This is a genomic window from Enterobacter sp. HSTU-ASh6 (assembly GCF_026319105.1).
Classification (GTDB): domain Bacteria; phylum Pseudomonadota; class Gammaproteobacteria; order Enterobacterales; family Enterobacteriaceae; genus Enterobacter; species Enterobacter sichuanensis.
This window is the reverse complement of the sequence record NZ_WSPD01000018.1, coordinates 46,219-62,854: the sequence shown is the minus strand read 5'-3', so window position 1 is coordinate 62,854 and position 16,636 is coordinate 46,219. Positions and strand designations below refer to the sequence as shown.

The window sequence follows — 16,636 nt, the reverse complement described above, 5'->3', positions numbered from 1 at the left end:
TAAATACAGCGAAACGATAGTGGCACAACGAGATTATGTACGTCGCGGCCAGCCGGCACCTTCGCGACGCAAAAAGAGTAGCTCAAGGAAAAAGCAACGTAACCTGCCTGCTGTCTCGCCAGCAATGGTCGCTATTGCTGCGGCTGTAGTCGTCGCCTTTATTGGTGGCCTGTACTTTATCACGCACCATAAAAAAGAAGAGTCTGAGGCGCTTCAGGCCAGTAAAGTGGCCGGAAATGGCCTTCCTCCGAAGCCTGAAGAGCGCTGGCGCTATATCAAAGAGCTGGAAAGCCGTCAGCCTGGGGTACGTGCGCCAACCGAACCTTCTGCGGGTGGTGAAGTGCAGAATGCGAATCAACTGACGGATGAACAGCGTCAGCTGCTGGCACAAATGCAGGCCGATATGCGCCAGCAGCCAACGCAGCTGAATGAAGTGCCGTGGAATGAGCAGACGCCGGAACAGCGCCAGCAGACGCTGCAGCGACGTCAGGCGCAACAGCAGATTCAGCAGCAGCAACAACAGCAGTGGGCGCAAACCCAGCCGGTACAGCAGCCTAAAGCGCAGCCGCGGGTCACGGAACAGCCGTACCAGCAGCAGACGCGCACGGCGCAGTCCCAGCCTGCTCAGCAACAGCCAAAGGCCCAGCCGCAGAAGCAGGCGGCTCAGCCGTATCAGGATCTGCTGCAGACGCCTGCGCATACCACCGCACAGCAGCCGAAAACGCAGCAGGCCGCGCCGATCACCAAAGAGACCGAAGCACCTAAGCAGACGGCAGAGAAAAAAGACGAACGTCGCTGGATGGTTCAGTGTGGTTCGTTCAAAGGCGCCGAGCAGGCGGAAACGGTGCGTGCACAGCTGGCTTTTGAAGGGTTTGACTCGCGAATTACCACCAATAACGGCTGGAATCGCGTGGTGATTGGTCCGGTCAAAGGCAAAGAAAATGCCGATGGCACCATTTCTCGTTTGAAACTCGCCGGTCACACAAACTGCATTCGACTCGCATCCGGGGGTTGAAACCCCCAAATTCCCCCCCATCTATCATTCTATTCAGCCCTGGGCACAGGCTCAGGGCTCCTGTTTCCCGATTCTGTAACCAGGGGGTCTGCTCGTGACAACAATAGTAAGTGTACGCCGTAACGGCCATGTGGTAATCGCCGGTGATGGCCAGGCCACGCTGGGTAATACCGTCATGAAAGGCAACGTGAAGAAAGTGCGTCGTCTCTATAACGACAAAGTGATCGCCGGTTTTGCAGGCGGCACGGCTGATGCCTTCACGCTGTTTGAACTGTTTGAACGCAAACTGGAAATGCACCAGGGTCATCTGGTGAAAGCCGCCGTGGAGCTGGCAAAAGACTGGCGTACCGACCGCATGCTGCGCAAGCTCGAAGCGCTGCTGGCGGTGGCTGATGAAACCGCTTCGCTTATCATCACCGGTAACGGTGACGTTATTCAGCCGGAAAATGACCTGATTGCCATCGGCTCTGGCGGCCCTTATGCCCAGGCTGCAGCCCGCGCGCTGTTGGAGAACACCGACATGAACGCGCGTGATATCGCGGTGAAGGCGTTGGATATTGCAGGTGATATCTGCATCTATACCAACCACAATCACACCATCGAAGAATTGACCTCCAAAGCGTAAGGATCTCCCATGTCTGAAATGACCCCACGCGAAATTGTCAGCGAACTGGACAAACATATTATCGGCCAGGACAACGCGAAGCGTTCCGTGGCGATTGCCCTGCGTAACCGCTGGCGCCGCATGCAGCTCGACGAAGAGCTGCGCCATGAAGTGACGCCAAAAAACATTCTGATGATCGGCCCGACCGGCGTCGGTAAAACCGAGATCGCCCGTCGCCTGGCAAAACTGGCTAATGCGCCGTTCATCAAAGTGGAAGCCACCAAGTTCACCGAAGTGGGCTATGTAGGTAAAGAAGTGGACTCCATCATCCGCGATCTGACCGATTCGGCGATCAAAATGGTGCGCGTCCAGGCGATTGAGAAAAACCGCTATCGCGCAGAAGAGATGGCTGAAGAGCGCATTCTCGACGTGCTGATCCCACCGGCGAAAAATAACTGGGGCCAGGCTGAACAGCAGGCTGAACCGTCTGCGGCACGTCAGGCGTTCCGTAAAAAACTGCGTGAAGGTCAGTTGGACGACAAAGAGATTGAGATCGATCTCGCTGCCGCGCCAATGGGTGTGGAAATCATGGCGCCTCCGGGAATGGAGGAGATGACCAGCCAGCTGCAGTCCATGTTCCAGAACCTGGGCGGCCAGAAGCAAAAAGCGCGTAAGCTGAAAATCAAAGACGCGATGAAGCTGTTGATTGAAGAAGAAGCGGCGAAGCTGGTGAACCCGGAAGAGCTGAAGCAGGACGCTATCGACGCGGTTGAGCAGCACGGTATCGTGTTTATCGACGAAATCGACAAAATTTGTAAGCGTGGCGGCAACAGTTCCGGCCCGGATGTTTCCCGCGAAGGCGTTCAGCGCGACCTCCTGCCGCTGGTGGAAGGCTGCACCGTCTCAACCAAGCACGGCATGGTGAAAACGGACCACATCCTGTTTATCGCTTCAGGTGCGTTCCAGGTCGCCAGCCCGTCGGATCTGATCCCGGAACTGCAGGGACGTCTGCCCATCCGCGTTGAGCTGCAGGCGCTGACCACCGAAGATTTCGAACGTATCCTGACCGAGCCAAACGCTTCTGCTACCGTTCAGTACAAAGCGCTGATGGCGACCGAAGGCGTGAACCTCGAATTCACCGAAGACGGCATCAAGCGTATTGCTCAGGCTGCATGGCAGGTGAACGAAACCACCGAGAACATCGGTGCGCGTCGTCTGCACACCGTGCTGGAACGCCTGGTGGAAGATATCTCTTATGACGCGAGCGACCTCAGCGGCCAAACCGTTACCATTGACGCAGACTATGTGAGTAAACATCTGGATGCGTTAGTGGCAGATGAAGATCTGAGCCGTTTTATCCTATAATCGCGGTTACTGCATTCTCATCACGTTTAATGGGGGCTAATGCCCCCATTTTTATTGGCTAAATACTTATGACTGACATCAGCCGTACTCAGGCGTGGCTCGAAAGTTTGCGCCCTAAAACCCTTCCTCTGGCCTTTGCCGCGATTATTGTCGGTACGGCGCTTGCCTGGTGGCAAGGTTATTTTGATCCCCTGGTGGCCGCACTCGCATTGATTACCGCGGGTCTGCTGCAGATCCTTTCCAACCTTGCCAACGATTATGGCGATGCGGTGAAAGGCAGTGACAAGCCGGACCGTATCGGGCCACTGCGTGGAATGCAAAAAGGTGTGATTACTCAGGCGCAGATGAAACGTGCGCTGATAATCACCGTGGTGTTGATCTGCCTATCCGGCCTGGCACTGGTGACGGTGGCGTCTAATACCACCAGCGATTTTATTGGCTTCCTGGTGCTGGGGCTATTGGCCATTATTGCCGCCATCACTTATACCGTCGGTACGCGCCCCTACGGTTATATTGGTCTCGGGGATATCTCCGTGCTGGTGTTCTTCGGCTGGCTGAGCGTGATGGGAAGCTGGTATCTGCAGGCGCATACGGTGATCCCGGCCCTGTTCCTGCCCGCGACCGCCTGCGGTCTGCTGGCGACAGCAGTGCTCAACATCAACAACCTGCGCGACATCGACAGCGATCGCGAGAACGGCAAAAACACCCTGGCGGTCCGTCTGGGGCCAGTGAATGCGCGTCGCTACCATGCCTGCCTGCTGCTGGGTGCCCTGGTCTGTCTCGCGCTGTTTAACCTGATTTCCCTGCACAGTCTGTGGGGCTGGCTGTTTTTGCTTGCCGCGCCGCTGTTGATTAACCAGGCCCGCTTTGTCATGCGTGAACGCAGCCCGGCTGCCATGCCGCCGATGCTGGAGCGCACGGTAAAAGGCGCGCTGCTGACTAACCTGTTGTTCGTCATCGGGATTGTCTTAAGCCAGACGCTGCGTTAGCTGACAAATATCAATTAACAATTGATGATTTTGCCAACAACGCATTTCGCACGATATACTGAACACATTCGCAGCAACTGAGCGTTAACCCTATGAAATACGATACCTCCGAGCTTTGTGACATCTACCAGGAAGATGTCAACGTCGTTGAACCGTTATTCTCCAACTTTGGTGGGCGGTCGTCGTTTGGCGGTCAAATCGTCACGGTGAAATGTTTCGAGGATAACGGGTTGCTGTACGATCTGCTCGAACAGAACGGCCGTGGTCGCGTTCTGGTGGTCGACGGCGGCGGTTCCGTGCGGCGCGCCTTGATTGATGCAGAGCTGGCCGGCATTGCCGTCCAGAATGAGTGGGAAGGCCTTGTGGTGTACGGTTCCGTGCGCCAGGTGGACGATCTGGAGGAGCTGGATATCGGGATTCAGGCCATCGCTGCCATACCGGTAGGGGCGGCGGGTGACGGCATCGGCGAAAGCGACGTGCGCGTTAACTTCGGCGGCGTGACCTTCTTCTCAGGCGACCATCTCTACGCCGATAATACCGGCATTATCCTGTCCGAAGATCCGCTGGATATTGAGTAGTAAAACAGTCAGCGTGAACCATAAAAAAACCGCCAACAGCAATGTGGCGGTTTTTTTGTCCCTCGGGATTCGCGGTCCGTTGGGAGAATTTACAGCTCCACACCAGGGACTTTTATCATACCCCTCAATAAGCGGCAGGCAATCCCTCAGACTCTTTATAAAATCTTAATTTTATTTGCACATCTTAACGGCGAGGCTGATGTTAACTATGATGCAGCGTCCCTTTCCGCCATCTCGCAAATGGGCATCGGTCCAGGGAAAGGTATATTCACAACCGTAAAGCAGCCCACGCCAGGGCTTGTGTCCACCGACTTATCACCGGTGGTGAACGGTGGAGCGGTTAGCTGCAGGGACCGCATAATGAAACGCTATTTATGTATCGCGTTCATTGTCGCCAGCGTACTCGTGGTAAAGAGTGATGAACCTGGTGGGTTTGTTGCTTATGCTATGACAGCGCAGGACAAGTAGCGTTAAGGCCGCCATTGGCGGCCTTTTTTATGGTTTGATGTCAGTTAACGAAAACCATAAAAAAAGCCGGGTGGCGGCTTCGCCTGACCCGGCCTACTCTGTTCTTCTCTATGGGAATCAGACTTCTTCCATACGTCCCAGCAGCGCCTGCAGGCGATCCTGCCAGCCGTTCTGCTGCTCGCGCAGCTGGTTGTTTTCGCGCTCCAGTTCTTCGCGGCTGTGCTGCGCATTCTGAACTTCCTGCGCCAGGCTGTTGTTCTTCTCTTTCAGCTCTTCAATTTCCATCTGCAGCAGCGTGATGGTGTCAATCGCCTGCTGTACTTTCGATTCCAGTTTCTCAAACACTTCTAAAGACATGATGCTACCTCTCCTGAATTGCAAGGCGACGCTTTAACATAAACGCGCACGACATATTCCATCGATTGTATGGAGCGCGGCGCTCTGTGTCCAGCGACACGCCGCGCAGATCGCGCTTTGCAACACTTTTAGGTCTGGTCCTGGTGCGTTCGCGTCATATACCCCTAAATTGTTAACTCATTCGTTAATGAAATGATTCAGCTCACATTCCGGCGCTGTTGTAAAAATGTGCTTTATGGCGCGAAAACGCTCATTTTATTGACATAGACCACACATTTTGATTTCGATATTTCTCGTTTTTGCTCGTTAACGATAAATTAACACTATGTCTACAGGACATCGTGGCTGTCACGGGCGGCCATGCTAACAATAAACATCAATTTCTTCAGGATTCCGATTATGAGTCAGACATCAACCTTAAAAGGCCAGTGCATTGCCGAGTTCCTTGGTACCGGGTTGTTGATATTCTTCGGAGTGGGTTGTGTCGCTGCACTGAAAGTGGCGGGTGCCAGTTTTGGTCAGTGGGAAATCAGTATCATCTGGGGTCTGGGCGTGGCGATGGCCATCTACCTGACTGCAGGGGTTTCTGGTGCACATCTTAACCCGGCGGTGACTATCGCACTGTGGCTGTTTGCGTGCTTCGACGGACGCAAAGTTGTTCCTTTCATTCTTTCTCAGTTTGCCGGCGCGTTTTGCGCAGCGGCGTTAGTTTACGGGCTTTATTACAATCTTTTCATCGACTTCGAACAGACGCATCATATGGTGCGCGGCAGCGTCGAAAGTCTGGATCTGGCAGGTATCTTCTCAACCTATCCAAACCCGCATATCAATTTTGTGCAGGCATTCGCAGTTGAAATGGTGATTACCGCTATTCTGATGGGCGTAATCCTGGCGCTGACCGACGACGGAAACGGCATTCCGCGCGGCCCGCTGGCTCCTCTGCTGATTGGTCTGCTGATTGCGGTAATTGGCGCATCCATGGGCCCACTGACCGGATTCGCGATGAACCCGGCGCGTGATATCGGACCGAAAGCGTTCGCCTTTATCGCAGGCTGGGGCGACGTCGCCTTTACCGGTGGCAAAGACATTCCTTACTTCCTGGTACCGCTGTTTGCACCGGTTGTCGGGGCTGCGCTGGGCGCATTTAGCTACCGCAAATTAATTGGTCGCCACTTACCGTGCGACACCTGTGTGGAAGAGGAGAAGGAGACGACTTCTACCGCACAACAAAAAGCTTCGCTGTAATCTGACTACGGGACACATACCATGACCGAAAAAAAATATATCGTTGCGCTCGACCAGGGCACTACCAGCTCCCGCGCTGTCGTAATGGATCATGACGCGAACATCGTCAGCGTGTCACAGCGCGAATTTGAACAAATTTATCCTCGTCCAGGCTGGGTAGAACACGACCCGATGGAGATTTGGGCATCACAAAGCTCCACGCTGGTCGAAGTGCTGGCGAAAGCCGATATCAGTTCTGACGAAATCGCCGCAATTGGTATCACCAACCAGCGTGAAACAACGATTGTCTGGGAACGTGAAACCGGAAAACCGATTTACAACGCCATCGTCTGGCAGTGCCGTCGTACTTCTGAGATCTGCGAGCAGCTGAAGCGTGATGGCATGGAAGAGTACGTCCGCAGCGCCACGGGTCTGGTGGTTGACCCGTATTTCTCCGGCACCAAAGTGAAGTGGATCCTCGACCACGTGGAAGGGTCACGTGAGCGTGCCAAACGCGGTGAGCTGCTGTTCGGCACCGTCGATACCTGGCTTATCTGGAAGATGACCCAGGGACGCGTTCACGTCACCGACTACACCAACGCCTCGCGTACCATGCTGTTCAACATCAACACCCTGGAGTGGGATGACAAGATGCTGGACGCGCTGGATATCCCACGCGCGATGCTGCCTGAAGTGCGTAAATCTTCTGAAGTGTACGGCCAGACCAACATCGGCGGTAAAGGCGGTACGCGTATTCCTATCGCCGGTATCGCTGGTGACCAGCAGGCGGCGCTGTTCGGCCAGCTGTGCGTTAAGGAAGGGATGGCGAAGAACACCTACGGCACCGGCTGCTTTATGCTGATGAACACCGGCGAGAAAGCAGTGAAATCAGAAAACGGCCTGCTGACCACCATCGCCTGCGGCCCACGCGGCGAAGTGAACTATGCCCTGGAAGGTGCGGTGTTCATGGCCGGTGCGTCTATCCAGTGGCTGCGTGACGAGATGAAGCTGATCAGCGATGCATTCGACTCCGAGTACTTCGCGACCAAAGTGAAAGACACCAACGGCGTGTACGTGGTGCCTGCATTCACCGGTCTGGGCGCACCGTACTGGGACCCGTATGCGCGCGGCGCGATTTTCGGCCTGACGCGTGGTGTGAATTCTAACCACATTATTCGCGCCACCCTGGAATCCATCGCCTACCAGACGCGTGACGTGCTGGAAGCGATGCAGGCGGACTCCGGCATTCGTCTGCACGCCCTGCGCGTGGACGGCGGCGCGGTGGCGAACAACTTCCTGATGCAGTTCCAGTCCGACATTCTGGGCACCCGCGTGGAGCGTCCTGAAGTGCGTGAAGTCACCGCGCTGGGTGCGGCGTACCTTGCCGGTCTGGCCGTCGGCTTCTGGCAGAACCTGGACGAGCTGCAGGAGAAAGCGGTTATCGAACGCGAATTCCGTCCTGGCATCGAAACCACCGAACGTAACTTCCGCTACAGCGGCTGGAAAAAAGCGGTGAAACGCGCCCTGGCGTGGGAAGAGCACGACGAGTAAGAACTCCCCCCTCACCCTAACCCTCACCCCAAAGGGGCGAGGGGACTAAAAACAGCCTCTCCCCTTTGGGGTGAGGGGCTCAGACCGCACCCTCCCCACTCTGTGATAAACTTCGTGCAATTCCTTTTGATTGTACGAGTACCTCATGAAACGTGAACTTGCTATCGAGTTTTCCCGCGTCACCGAAGCCGCCGCCCTTGCAGGCTATAAATGGCTGGGTCGTGGTGACAAAAATACCGCAGACGGCGCGGCCGTCCATGCCATGCGCATTGTGCTTAACCAGGTCAACATCGACGGTACTATCGTGATCGGCGAAGGCGAGATCGACGAAGCGCCGATGCTCTATATCGGTGAAAAAGTGGGTACCGGCAACGGCGATGCCGTGGATATCGCCGTCGACCCGATCGAAGGCACCCGCATGACGGCGATGGGTCAGGCCAATGCCCTGGCGGTGCTGGCTGTAGGCGATAAAGGCTGCTTCCTCAACGCGCCGGATATGTATATGGAGAAGCTGATTGTCGGTCCTGGCGCGAAGGGCGCTATCGACCTCAGCCTGCCGCTGGAAGAGAACCTGCGCAACATCGCCAAAGCGCTGGCCAAACCCCTTAGCGAACTTACCGTGACTATTCTGGCCAAACCGCGCCACGACGCCACCATCGCGCAGATGCAAAAGCTCGGCGTGCGGGTGTTTGCCATTCCGGATGGCGACGTTGCCGCCTCCATTTTGACTTGCATGCCAGACAGCGAAGTGGATGTGCTGTACGGCATCGGTGGCGCGCCGGAAGGCGTGGTATCAGCGGCAGTGATCCGCGCGCTGGATGGCGATATGCAGGCCCGTCTGCTGCCACGTCATGAGGTGAAAGGCGACAGCGAAGAAAACCGCCGTATTGGGGAAAATGAGCTGGCACGCTGCGAAGCGATGGGCATCGAGGCCAATAAAGTGCTCGCGCTGAACGAGATGGCTCGTAGCGATAATGTTGTCTTCTCGGCAACCGGAATTACTAAAGGCGACCTGCTGGACGGCATTACCCGCAAAGGCAATATGGCGACCACTGAAACGCTGCTGATCCGCGGTAAATCGCGCACCATTCGTCGCATTCAGTCAATCCACTATCTCGACCGCAAAGACCCGGACGTGCAGACGCACATTCTGTAAAACCGTTTGATCGATAGAGCTTTCCGGCCCAAAGGGGCTGGAAATCTCCCCGGTAAGTACGGAAGATAGAACAGAGAAACAGCACAGGAGAAGATCATGGCGGACTGGGTAACAGGTAAAGTCACAAAAATACAGTTCTGGACCGATGCGCTATTTAGTCTCACCCTGCATGCTCCCGTCCACCCGTTTAAAGCCGGGCAATTTGCGAAGCTGGGGCTGGATGTCGACGGCGAGCGCGTACAGCGCGCCTACTCATACGTTAACGCCCCTGATAACCCGGACCTCGAGTTTTATCTGGTCACCGTTCCGGACGGCAAACTCAGTCCGCGCCTTGCCGCCCTTAAGCCCGGAGACGAGGTGCAAATTGTGAGTGAAGCCGCCGGCTTCTTTGTGCTCGAGGAAATCCCTGACTGTGACACCCTCTGGATGCTGGCCACCGGTACGGCCATTGGCCCCTACCTCTCTATTCTGCAGTACGGCAAAGACCTGGAACGCTTTAAAAACATCGTGCTGGTTCACGCTGCGCGCTACGCTGCAGACTTGAGCTATTTGCCGCAGATGCAGGCGCTGGAACAGCAGTATGGCGGAAAGTTAAAGATTCAGACGGTGGTCAGCCGCGAAACCGTAGCAGGAACGCTGACTGGCCGCGTACCAGCGTTAATTGAAAGTGGTGCCCTGGAAGAGGCAGTGGGTTTGCCAATGAGCGCCGAAACCAGCCACGTGATGCTGTGCGGCAACCCGCAGATGGTTCGCGACACGCAGCAGCTTCTGAAGGATACCCGGCAGATGACGAAACACCTTCGCCGCCGGCCGGGTCATATGACTGCTGAACACTACTGGTGATCAGCGGTACTTCACCTCAACGGTATCTTTACCGTATTTGTTTTCGCTCTGGGTGCCGATAAACGCGCCCAGATCGATAACCATCATCACGAAGATGACCGACGGCAGCAGCCTGCCCACCACCCACGGCAGGATGGACGGCAGCATCGCCCAGTTTCCCGCCACCAGCATCCACGCCAGAATAATCAGAAATGCCCACGCGCCGGAACGACCACGATCGTGCAGACGTTTCACCACCACGGCGGCCGTTGGCCATAGCAGGCAGACCAGCGCAAAGGCCGCCGTTTGCGTGCTTAGCCAGGCGTTATAAGCAACAAAAAACAGAAGCAGCATGGCGACAACCCACGTCACCATCCAGATCCAGAAATCACGGCGTCCAATACGCCCTTTGAATGAAAACAGCCACTGCTGTATGGTCATGTAAGGTTCCTTATTATCGTATTGCGCGCATTTTACCCTGGAGTTGTGACCTTTTGACAAGCCGACCAGATATCGTTTTAATCATGAGCACTTACGGCCAGGGGCAATGTTGATGAAAAGTTCGGCACGTTCTCTCTTCCTGTGTTTAGCACTGCTCAGCGCGGGTTTTCCCCTGCACGCCGCTGAAACGACGGCCCCGACCACCGCACCGTATCTGCTGGCGGGTGCGCCGTCGTTCGATCAGTCCATCAGCCAGTTTCGTGAAACCTTCAATCAGGCCAACCCAACGCTGCCACTGGATGAATTTCGCGCCATTGATGGTTCCCGCGATACCCCGACCCTGACCCGTGCAGCCAGCAAGATTAACGAGAATTTGTATGCCTCCACGGCGCTGGAGCGCGGTACGTTAAAAATCAAAAGCATGCAAATCACCTGGCTGCCGATACAGGGGCCGGAGCAGAAAGCCGCTAAGGCAAAGGCGCTGGAGTATATGAGCGCTGTGTTGCAGGCTTTTACCCCCGCGCTGACGAAAAAACAAAGCCAGCAAAAGCTGCAAAAACTCCTCACTGCCGGTAAAAACAAGCGTTACTACGCCGATACCGAAGGCGCGATTCGCTATGTTGTGGCGGACAACGGCGAAAAAGGACTGACCTTCGCAGTTGAACCGATTAAGCTGGCACTATCTGACACCCTCGGCGGGGCGAATTAATGACAAAAAGCAAAGCCTTTCGGGGGAAAATCTCTATACTGATTCACAGACCATGCTGCCCGTCAGGGTGGCCATATTCCTTAATTCGCTTATTTAGCGTGGAGAATTGAAATGCGACATCCTTTAGTGATGGGTAACTGGAAACTGAACGGCAGCCGCCACATGGTAAACGAGCTGGTTGCGAACCTGCGTAAAGAGCTGGCTGGCGTGACGGGCTGCGCGGTTGCTATCGCTCCGCCGGATATGTATCTGGATCTGGCTAAACGTGCCGCTGACGGCAGCCACATCGTGCTGGGCGCGCAGAACGTTGACGTTAACCTGTCTGGCGCGTTCACCGGTGAAACATCCGCTGAAATGCTGAAAGATATCGGCGCGAAATACATCATCATCGGCCACTCTGAGCGTCGCACCTACCACAAAGAATCTGACGAATTCATCGCGAAGAAATTCGCTGTGCTGAAAGAGCAGGGTCTGATTCCGGTTCTGTGCATCGGTGAAACCGAAGCAGAAAACGAAGCAGGCAAAACCGAAGAAGTGTGCGCACGTCAGATCGACGCGGTGCTGAAAACCCAGGGCGCGGCAGCGTTCGAAGGTGCGGTTATCGCATACGAGCCAGTCTGGGCGATCGGTACCGGTAAATCAGCTACCCCTGCACAGGCTCAGGCGGTTCACAAATTCATCCGTGACCACATTGCTAAAGCCGACGCGAAAGTGGCTGAGCAAGTGATTATCCAGTACGGCGGTTCCGTTAACGCATCCAACGCTGCTGAGCTGTTCACCCAGCCAGACATTGATGGCGCGCTGGTTGGCGGTGCATCCCTGAAAGCTGACGCTTTCGCGGTGATCGTTAAAGCGGCAGAAGCGGCTAAGCAGGCGTAATGCTGTTGTGGCGGGTGGCGCTTGCGCTTACCCGCCCTACAAAATCGCTACAAACGACCTAAAACGCTAAACCACAAATAATCCAGCGGCAGCAGCACCAGATACGTGACAATTGCCAGCGCCAGACAGAGCACCATCCCCGCCTTTGCAGGCACCTTCCCTAACCCCATCGCCACCACAATCGGCGACGCCTGATACGGCAGCAGCGGCGTGGAATAACCCAGTACCTGAATCATGATCACTGACAGCAAAGGGAAACCTGTCGCATCCGAAAAACTCTGCGCCAGGGTGGTATACAGCGCCGGAACGCCGTTGGCGGTCATAATAAAGTTGAGCGCGGTGGTAATACCAGTCAGCGCCAGGAAGCTGGTGAACGGTCTCTCTGCATCCAGCGGCATAATGCGGAGCAACGCCTCACCCACCGCCGTTCCAATCCCGGTTTGCGTGACGACAATCGCCAGCCCCAGAATACCGGCAACATAGATACAGGTACGCATATTCACACCGGCAGAAAACTCCTCGCCGGTGATAAAGCCCACGCGCGGCAGCATAACGATGACCGATGCTGCCAGCCCCGTCCACGCTGGCCCCACACCGTGCCAGCTCTCCGTCACCCACATCCCCAGCACTATCGCCAGCAGCCAGGCAAGACGCTTTTCATCCCAGCCCATGGGTTCAGATGACGTCTGTTCCTTCGGGGGTTTTGGATGACCGGGAAAAAGCCAGCAGATAAGGCCAATCAGGATCAGGCCTTTGAGAATACCCAGCACCGGCGTGTGCAGCAGCAGATACGGGACATAGTTCAGGTGGATACCGTACGAGCCTTCCGCCGCGCCGCTCATCACCAGGTTAGGGACGTTTGCAGGCAGGATCGTCGCCGAAAGCTGGAACGTCCCGAACCCCACCGCCAGCGCCAGACCAAACCAGGCGCGGGAGCCGTCAGCAATACCGGCGCGCTTTGCCATCGCGGCGACAATCGGCATCAGCAGCGCAATACGCCCCATATTCGACGGCATGACAAACGCCAGCGCGTAGCTCAGCACCACCACGCTCGCCACCATCAATACCCAGGAGTCGGTGAGCTTTGCGGACAGCGCCCGGGCGGCCCTGTCCGCCAGCCCGGTTTTGCGGATCGCCACGCCGAGCACAAAACCGCTGAACACCAGCCAGAAAGCCGACGAGGCAAAACCGCCGAAGATGACCTCAGGCGGAGCAATTTTCGCCGTCATCGCCGCGGTGAAGAACAGCAGGGCGGTGATAAACTCCGGCAAGAGCGACGTCGCCCATAGCACGATGGTGATGCCAACGATCAGCGAGGGCAGCAGCAGAGGATACGTTGACCAGAGCGACATACCTGTCTCCTGTAGAATTTTTCAGCAAGTCTACGGCGACAGGCAGGTTGAGTAAACGCTATTTATGGTGGGGTTACTTCAGGATATCGCATTGATGATCCTGCAATTCCTCTGCCGATGCGCGGTTCAGCATCAGCAGGTTGCGCTCCGTCGCCAGCAAAACAAACGAACCATCCGACTGCTGCGCCATCGCCAGCGCGAAGCGCCCCATATGGTCACGCGCTTCGGGCACTTCTTCTGCCAGCATCATAAACGGGCTGCGCTGGACCAGCTCATTCTCCGTCACCCGACGAGCAAGATATTCATGCCCTTCCAGCCCACCCGGGAACGGGAGCCACTGGGTGGTGATTTCTCCCTGAGCCGCATTGATCTTTTCGCGCACGTCCGGGCGCAGGCAGGAGATATGAATATGAAAATGATTCTGCGTACGGCCCGTCGGGGCGTTAATCGTCAGCGAAATGGCGCTGTCAGGTACCTCGGATCCGCGCTTCAGGGTCATAAAGCTTCGCGACTGCCAGGCCAGCCAGAAAAAGTTCGGCGTATGAGGTTCGGTCAACAGCGGACTTTCGGTGCCGTTGATGCGGTAGGTTGGCATCAGCAGATACTGCAGCGGTCCGTTGCGGTCTTTAAACACCACGTAGCCTGCATCTGTTTTCACCTGCGCACACGGCGCCGGATTACGGTGCTGGAGCTGATTCGGCACACACTGGTCGAGAACGATATGTCGCAACGCATTCGGATTACCCGCTTTCATCCAGTACACGCCACCCGCGACAAGGGCGATAACAATCAGGATCAGTAAGATGATTTTTTTCACAACGCGTTCCCTGTTTTCGATAGAGGCAAAAGAGTAACGCAAAATGATGACCAAATAAAAAACCCGGCGGATTTCTCACGCCGGGTTACCGTGTCATTGATTGATTTTTAGCGCTGGCTGATTTGGTCGAAGGTGCCGCCGTTAGAGAAGTGCTCTTTCTGCGCTTTCGTCCAGCCACCGAACACGTCATCAATGGTGAAGAGTTTCAGTTTAGGGAAGACGGTTTCGTATTTCTTCGCCACCGCCGGATCGCGTGGGCGATAGAAGTTTTTCGCCGCAATTTCCTGCCCTTCTGGTGAGTAGAGATACTTCAGGTAAGCTTCTGCCACCGCTTTGGTATCTTTTTTCTCAACCACCTTATCGACAACAGAGACGGTCGGCTCAGCCAGAATCGACTCGCTTGGGGTCACAATCTCGAATTTATCTTTGCCCAGTTCGTGGGTGGCCAGCAGGGCTTCGTTTTCCCATGCAATCAGCACGTCGCCAATTCCACGCTCTACGAAGGTGTTGGTGGCGCCACGCGCGCCGGAGTCCAGCACCTCAACGTTTTTATACAGCGCTTTTACGAACTCCTGCGCTTTGGCCTGGTCGCCATTGTTGTGATGCAGTGCGTAGCCCCACGCACCCAGGTAGTTCCAGCGCGCGCCGCCAGAGCTTTTCGGGTTCGGGGTGATCACTGACACGCCAGGTTTGATCAGGTCGTTCCAGTCGTGGATCTGTTTTGGGTTGCCTTTACGCACGAGGAAAACAATGGTCGACGTGTATGGTGCGGAGTTATCCGGCAGGCGTTTGATCCAGTTTTTGTCGATGCGGCCACGCTCGGCAATAGCGTCGACATCGTAGGCCAGCGCGAGGGTCACCACGTCGGCTTCAATACCGTTGATGACGGAGGTCGCCTGTTTACCGGACCCACCGTGAGACTGGCGAACTACCACGTTGTCGCCGGTTTCCTGCTTCCAGTGCGCCGCAAACGCTTTGTTGTATTGCTCGTACAGCTCACGCGTCGGGTCGTATGACACGTTCAGTAACTGGATGTCCTTAGCCAGAACGCTGGTCGATGCCAGCAATAATGTTAAACCCACGCCCCATTTATTCATCGCCCAGCTCTCTTGTGTAGTGTTTTGATGATTGCAGCGTGCCAGAAACGGAATCGAGGATTAAAGAATAAAAAAAGATTGGCTATAACTTTGAGGAATAAAAAGACAAACTCTGCGGACAAAAAAGCCCGGTGGCGCTTCGCTTACCGGGCCTACGAACCGTGCTTTTGTAGGCCGGGTAAGGCGAAGCCGCCACCCGGCACAATACAAACGCCGATCAGTACAGTTTTTTCGCGCAGTCCAGCCAGTCACCTTTGAACGGACGCTTCATGTTTTCAATGGCGTCGATGATGTCGTGGTGAACCAGTTTTTCGTTCTGAATACCGACGCAGCGGCCACCGTGACCCTGCAGCAGCAGTTCGATAGCATACGCGCCCATACGTGACGCCAGAATACGGTCATAAGGACCCGGGGAACCACCGCGCTGGATGTGACCCAGTACAGTTGCGCGCGTTTCACGTTTGGTTTCGGTTTCGATGTACTTCGCCAGCTCGTCAACGTCACAGATATGCTCGGTGATGGCCACGATCGCGTGTTTTTTTCCTTTCGCGATGCCCGCTTTAATTTCAGCCACCAGATCTTCACGGCTGAATTCCACTTCCGGAACCACCACGAATTCACAACCCCCCGCAATCGCCGCGGCCAGGGTCAGGTCACCACAGTAACGCCCCATCACTTCAACGATAGAGATACGCTGGTGAGAAGAAGAGGTGTCACGCAGACGGTCAATCGCTTCCACAACGGTACCCAGCGCGGTGAAGTAACCGATGGTGTAGTCAGTGCCTTTGATATCGTTGTCGATGGTGCCTGGCAGACCGATGCATGGGAAGCCCATTTCCGTCAGACGTTTTGCACCCATGTACGAGCCGTCACCACCGATAACCACCAGGGCGTCCAGGCCACGTTTCTTCATGTTCTCGATAGCCACTTCACGCACGTGTTCGTCACGGAATTCCGGGAAGCGCGCAGACCCAAGGAAGGTACCGCCACGGTTGATCATGTCAGACACGCTGTAACGGTCGAGCTGTACCATACGGTCTTCATACAGACCCAGGTAACCATCATAGATACCAAAAACTTCCAGACCTTCCGTCAGCGCTGAACGGACAACCCCACGAATTGCCGCGTTCATGCCCGGCGCATCACCGCCGCTTGTCAACACACCGATTTTCTTAATCATGACTACCTCTGAACTTAGGAATGCAAAATTGA

The 16,636-nt window shown here is 55.5% G+C and carries 17 protein-coding genes; 11 read left to right on the top strand and 6 right to left on the bottom strand.

The window, feature by feature from the left end:
• Positions 1-19: 19 nt before the first annotated feature.
• The 5 genes from ftsN (at position 20) to rraA (ending at position 4,551) form a co-directional block, all read left to right on the top strand.
• Positions 20-1,015, top strand: coding sequence for a cell division protein FtsN (gene ftsN, locus GM298_RS18975; RefSeq protein WP_025758830.1), 996 nt, complete (start codon positions 20-22; stop codon positions 1,013-1,015).
• Positions 1,016-1,109: 94 nt separating this feature from the next.
• Positions 1,110-1,640, top strand: a complete 531-nt coding sequence (gene hslV / locus GM298_RS18970) for an ATP-dependent protease subunit HslV (protein ID WP_008501802.1) — start codon at positions 1,110-1,112, stop codon at positions 1,638-1,640.
• 9 nt (positions 1,641-1,649) lie between these two features.
• The gene (hslU, locus tag GM298_RS18965) at positions 1,650-2,984 is read left to right on the top strand and encodes an HslU--HslV peptidase ATPase subunit (RefSeq protein WP_025758829.1); all 1,335 of its coding nucleotides are present in this window, start codon (positions 1,650-1,652) and stop codon (positions 2,982-2,984) included.
• 68 nt (positions 2,985-3,052) lie between these two features.
• On the top strand, positions 3,053-3,973 hold the full coding sequence (gene menA, locus GM298_RS18960; RefSeq protein WP_025758828.1) for a 1,4-dihydroxy-2-naphthoate polyprenyltransferase: 921 nt from the start codon (positions 3,053-3,055) through the stop codon (positions 3,971-3,973).
• Between the two features lie 92 nt (positions 3,974-4,065).
• Positions 4,066-4,551 (top strand): ribonuclease E activity regulator RraA, encoded by a 486-nt coding sequence (gene rraA, locus GM298_RS18955; RefSeq protein WP_025758826.1) that lies wholly within the window; start codon positions 4,066-4,068, stop codon positions 4,549-4,551.
• Positions 4,552-5,136: 585 nt separating this feature from the next.
• Here the strand turns inward: rraA and zapB are convergent.
• Positions 5,137-5,376, bottom strand: coding sequence for a septal ring assembly protein ZapB (zapB, locus tag GM298_RS18950; protein WP_008501806.1), 240 nt, complete (start codon positions 5,374-5,376; stop codon positions 5,137-5,139).
• Positions 5,377-5,775: 399 nt separating this feature from the next.
• Here zapB and GM298_RS18945 point away from each other — a divergent pair, with 399 nt between their 5' ends.
• The 4 genes from GM298_RS18945 to fpr all read left to right on the top strand — a co-directional run bounded on the left by GM298_RS18945 (position 5,776) and on the right by fpr (position 10,150).
• Entirely contained in the window at positions 5,776-6,621 is an 846-nt protein-coding gene (locus GM298_RS18945) for an MIP/aquaporin family protein (protein ID WP_014885705.1), read from the top strand.
• A gap of 21 nt (positions 6,622-6,642) precedes the next feature.
• Positions 6,643-8,151: a glycerol kinase GlpK gene (gene glpK / locus GM298_RS18940; protein WP_014885706.1), complete on the top strand. Its 1,509-nt coding sequence runs from the start codon at positions 6,643-6,645 to the stop codon at positions 8,149-8,151.
• A 145-nt stretch (positions 8,152-8,296) separates the two neighbouring features.
• Positions 8,297-9,307: a class II fructose-bisphosphatase gene (gene glpX, locus GM298_RS18935; protein ID WP_059386306.1), complete on the top strand. Its 1,011-nt coding sequence runs from the start codon at positions 8,297-8,299 to the stop codon at positions 9,305-9,307.
• A gap of 96 nt (positions 9,308-9,403) precedes the next feature.
• Positions 9,404-10,150: a ferredoxin--NADP(+) reductase gene (gene fpr / locus GM298_RS18930; RefSeq protein ID WP_025758821.1), complete on the top strand. Its 747-nt coding sequence runs from the start codon at positions 9,404-9,406 to the stop codon at positions 10,148-10,150.
• On the opposite strand, the gene GM298_RS18925 is transcribed toward fpr, so the two are convergent.
• Positions 10,151-10,570: a DUF805 domain-containing protein gene (locus tag GM298_RS18925; RefSeq protein WP_025758820.1), complete on the bottom strand. Its 420-nt coding sequence runs from the start codon at positions 10,568-10,570 to the stop codon at positions 10,151-10,153.
• Between the two features lie 112 nt (positions 10,571-10,682).
• Here GM298_RS18925 and GM298_RS18920 point away from each other — a divergent pair, with 112 nt between their 5' ends.
• Positions 10,683-11,279, top strand: a complete 597-nt coding sequence (locus GM298_RS18920; RefSeq protein WP_025758819.1) for a DUF1454 family protein — start codon at positions 10,683-10,685, stop codon at positions 11,277-11,279.
• A 111-nt stretch (positions 11,280-11,390) separates the two neighbouring features.
• Positions 11,391-12,158, top strand: a complete 768-nt coding sequence (tpiA, locus tag GM298_RS18915) for a triose-phosphate isomerase (RefSeq protein WP_006808674.1) — start codon at positions 11,391-11,393, stop codon at positions 12,156-12,158.
• 47 nt (positions 12,159-12,205) lie between these two features.
• Here tpiA and GM298_RS18910 read toward each other — a convergent pair whose 3' ends face one another.
• From GM298_RS18910 to pfkA, 4 genes are all read right to left on the bottom strand, one after another.
• The gene (locus GM298_RS18910; RefSeq protein WP_266155060.1) at positions 12,206-13,510 is read right to left on the bottom strand and encodes an SLC13 family permease; all 1,305 of its coding nucleotides are present in this window, start codon (positions 13,508-13,510) and stop codon (positions 12,206-12,208) included.
• A gap of 73 nt (positions 13,511-13,583) precedes the next feature.
• A complete protein-coding gene (locus GM298_RS18905) occupies positions 13,584-14,327 on the bottom strand; it encodes a CDP-diacylglycerol diphosphatase (RefSeq protein ID WP_266155059.1) in 744 nt (247 codons plus the stop codon).
• Between the two features lie 107 nt (positions 14,328-14,434).
• On the bottom strand, positions 14,435-15,424 hold the full coding sequence (locus GM298_RS18900; protein WP_025758814.1) for a sulfate ABC transporter substrate-binding protein: 990 nt from the start codon (positions 15,422-15,424) through the stop codon (positions 14,435-14,437).
• 217 nt (positions 15,425-15,641) lie between these two features.
• Positions 15,642-16,604 (bottom strand): 6-phosphofructokinase, encoded by a 963-nt coding sequence (gene pfkA, locus GM298_RS18895; protein ID WP_014172210.1) that lies wholly within the window; start codon positions 16,602-16,604, stop codon positions 15,642-15,644.
• Positions 16,605-16,636: the final 32 nt, after the last annotated feature.

Coding starts and splice junctions, on each gene's coding strand:
- fpr (WP_025758821.1), top strand. CDS start 9,404: ATGGCGGACTGGGTAACAGGTAAAGTCACAAAAATACAGTTCTGGACC.
- zapB (WP_008501806.1), bottom strand. CDS start 5,376: ATGTCTTTAGAAGTGTTTGAGAAACTGGAATCGAAAGTACAGCAGGCG.
- GM298_RS18910 (WP_266155060.1), bottom strand. CDS start 13,510: ATGTCGCTCTGGTCAACGTATCCTCTGCTGCTGCCCTCGCTGATCGTT.
- glpX (WP_059386306.1), top strand. CDS start 8,297: ATGAAACGTGAACTTGCTATCGAGTTTTCCCGCGTCACCGAAGCCGCC.
- GM298_RS18925 (WP_025758820.1), bottom strand. CDS start 10,570: ATGACCATACAGCAGTGGCTGTTTTCATTCAAAGGGCGTATTGGACGC.
- tpiA (WP_006808674.1), top strand. CDS start 11,391: ATGCGACATCCTTTAGTGATGGGTAACTGGAAACTGAACGGCAGCCGC.
- GM298_RS18945 (WP_014885705.1), top strand. CDS start 5,776: ATGAGTCAGACATCAACCTTAAAAGGCCAGTGCATTGCCGAGTTCCTT.
- hslU (WP_025758829.1), top strand. CDS start 1,650: ATGTCTGAAATGACCCCACGCGAAATTGTCAGCGAACTGGACAAACAT.
- pfkA (WP_014172210.1), bottom strand. CDS start 16,604: ATGATTAAGAAAATCGGTGTGTTGACAAGCGGCGGTGATGCGCCGGGC.
- GM298_RS18920 (WP_025758819.1), top strand. CDS start 10,683: ATGAAAAGTTCGGCACGTTCTCTCTTCCTGTGTTTAGCACTGCTCAGC.
- menA (WP_025758828.1), top strand. CDS start 3,053: ATGACTGACATCAGCCGTACTCAGGCGTGGCTCGAAAGTTTGCGCCCT.
- rraA (WP_025758826.1), top strand. CDS start 4,066: ATGAAATACGATACCTCCGAGCTTTGTGACATCTACCAGGAAGATGTC.
- GM298_RS18900 (WP_025758814.1), bottom strand. CDS start 15,424: ATGAATAAATGGGGCGTGGGTTTAACATTATTGCTGGCATCGACCAGC.
- glpK (WP_014885706.1), top strand. CDS start 6,643: ATGACCGAAAAAAAATATATCGTTGCGCTCGACCAGGGCACTACCAGC.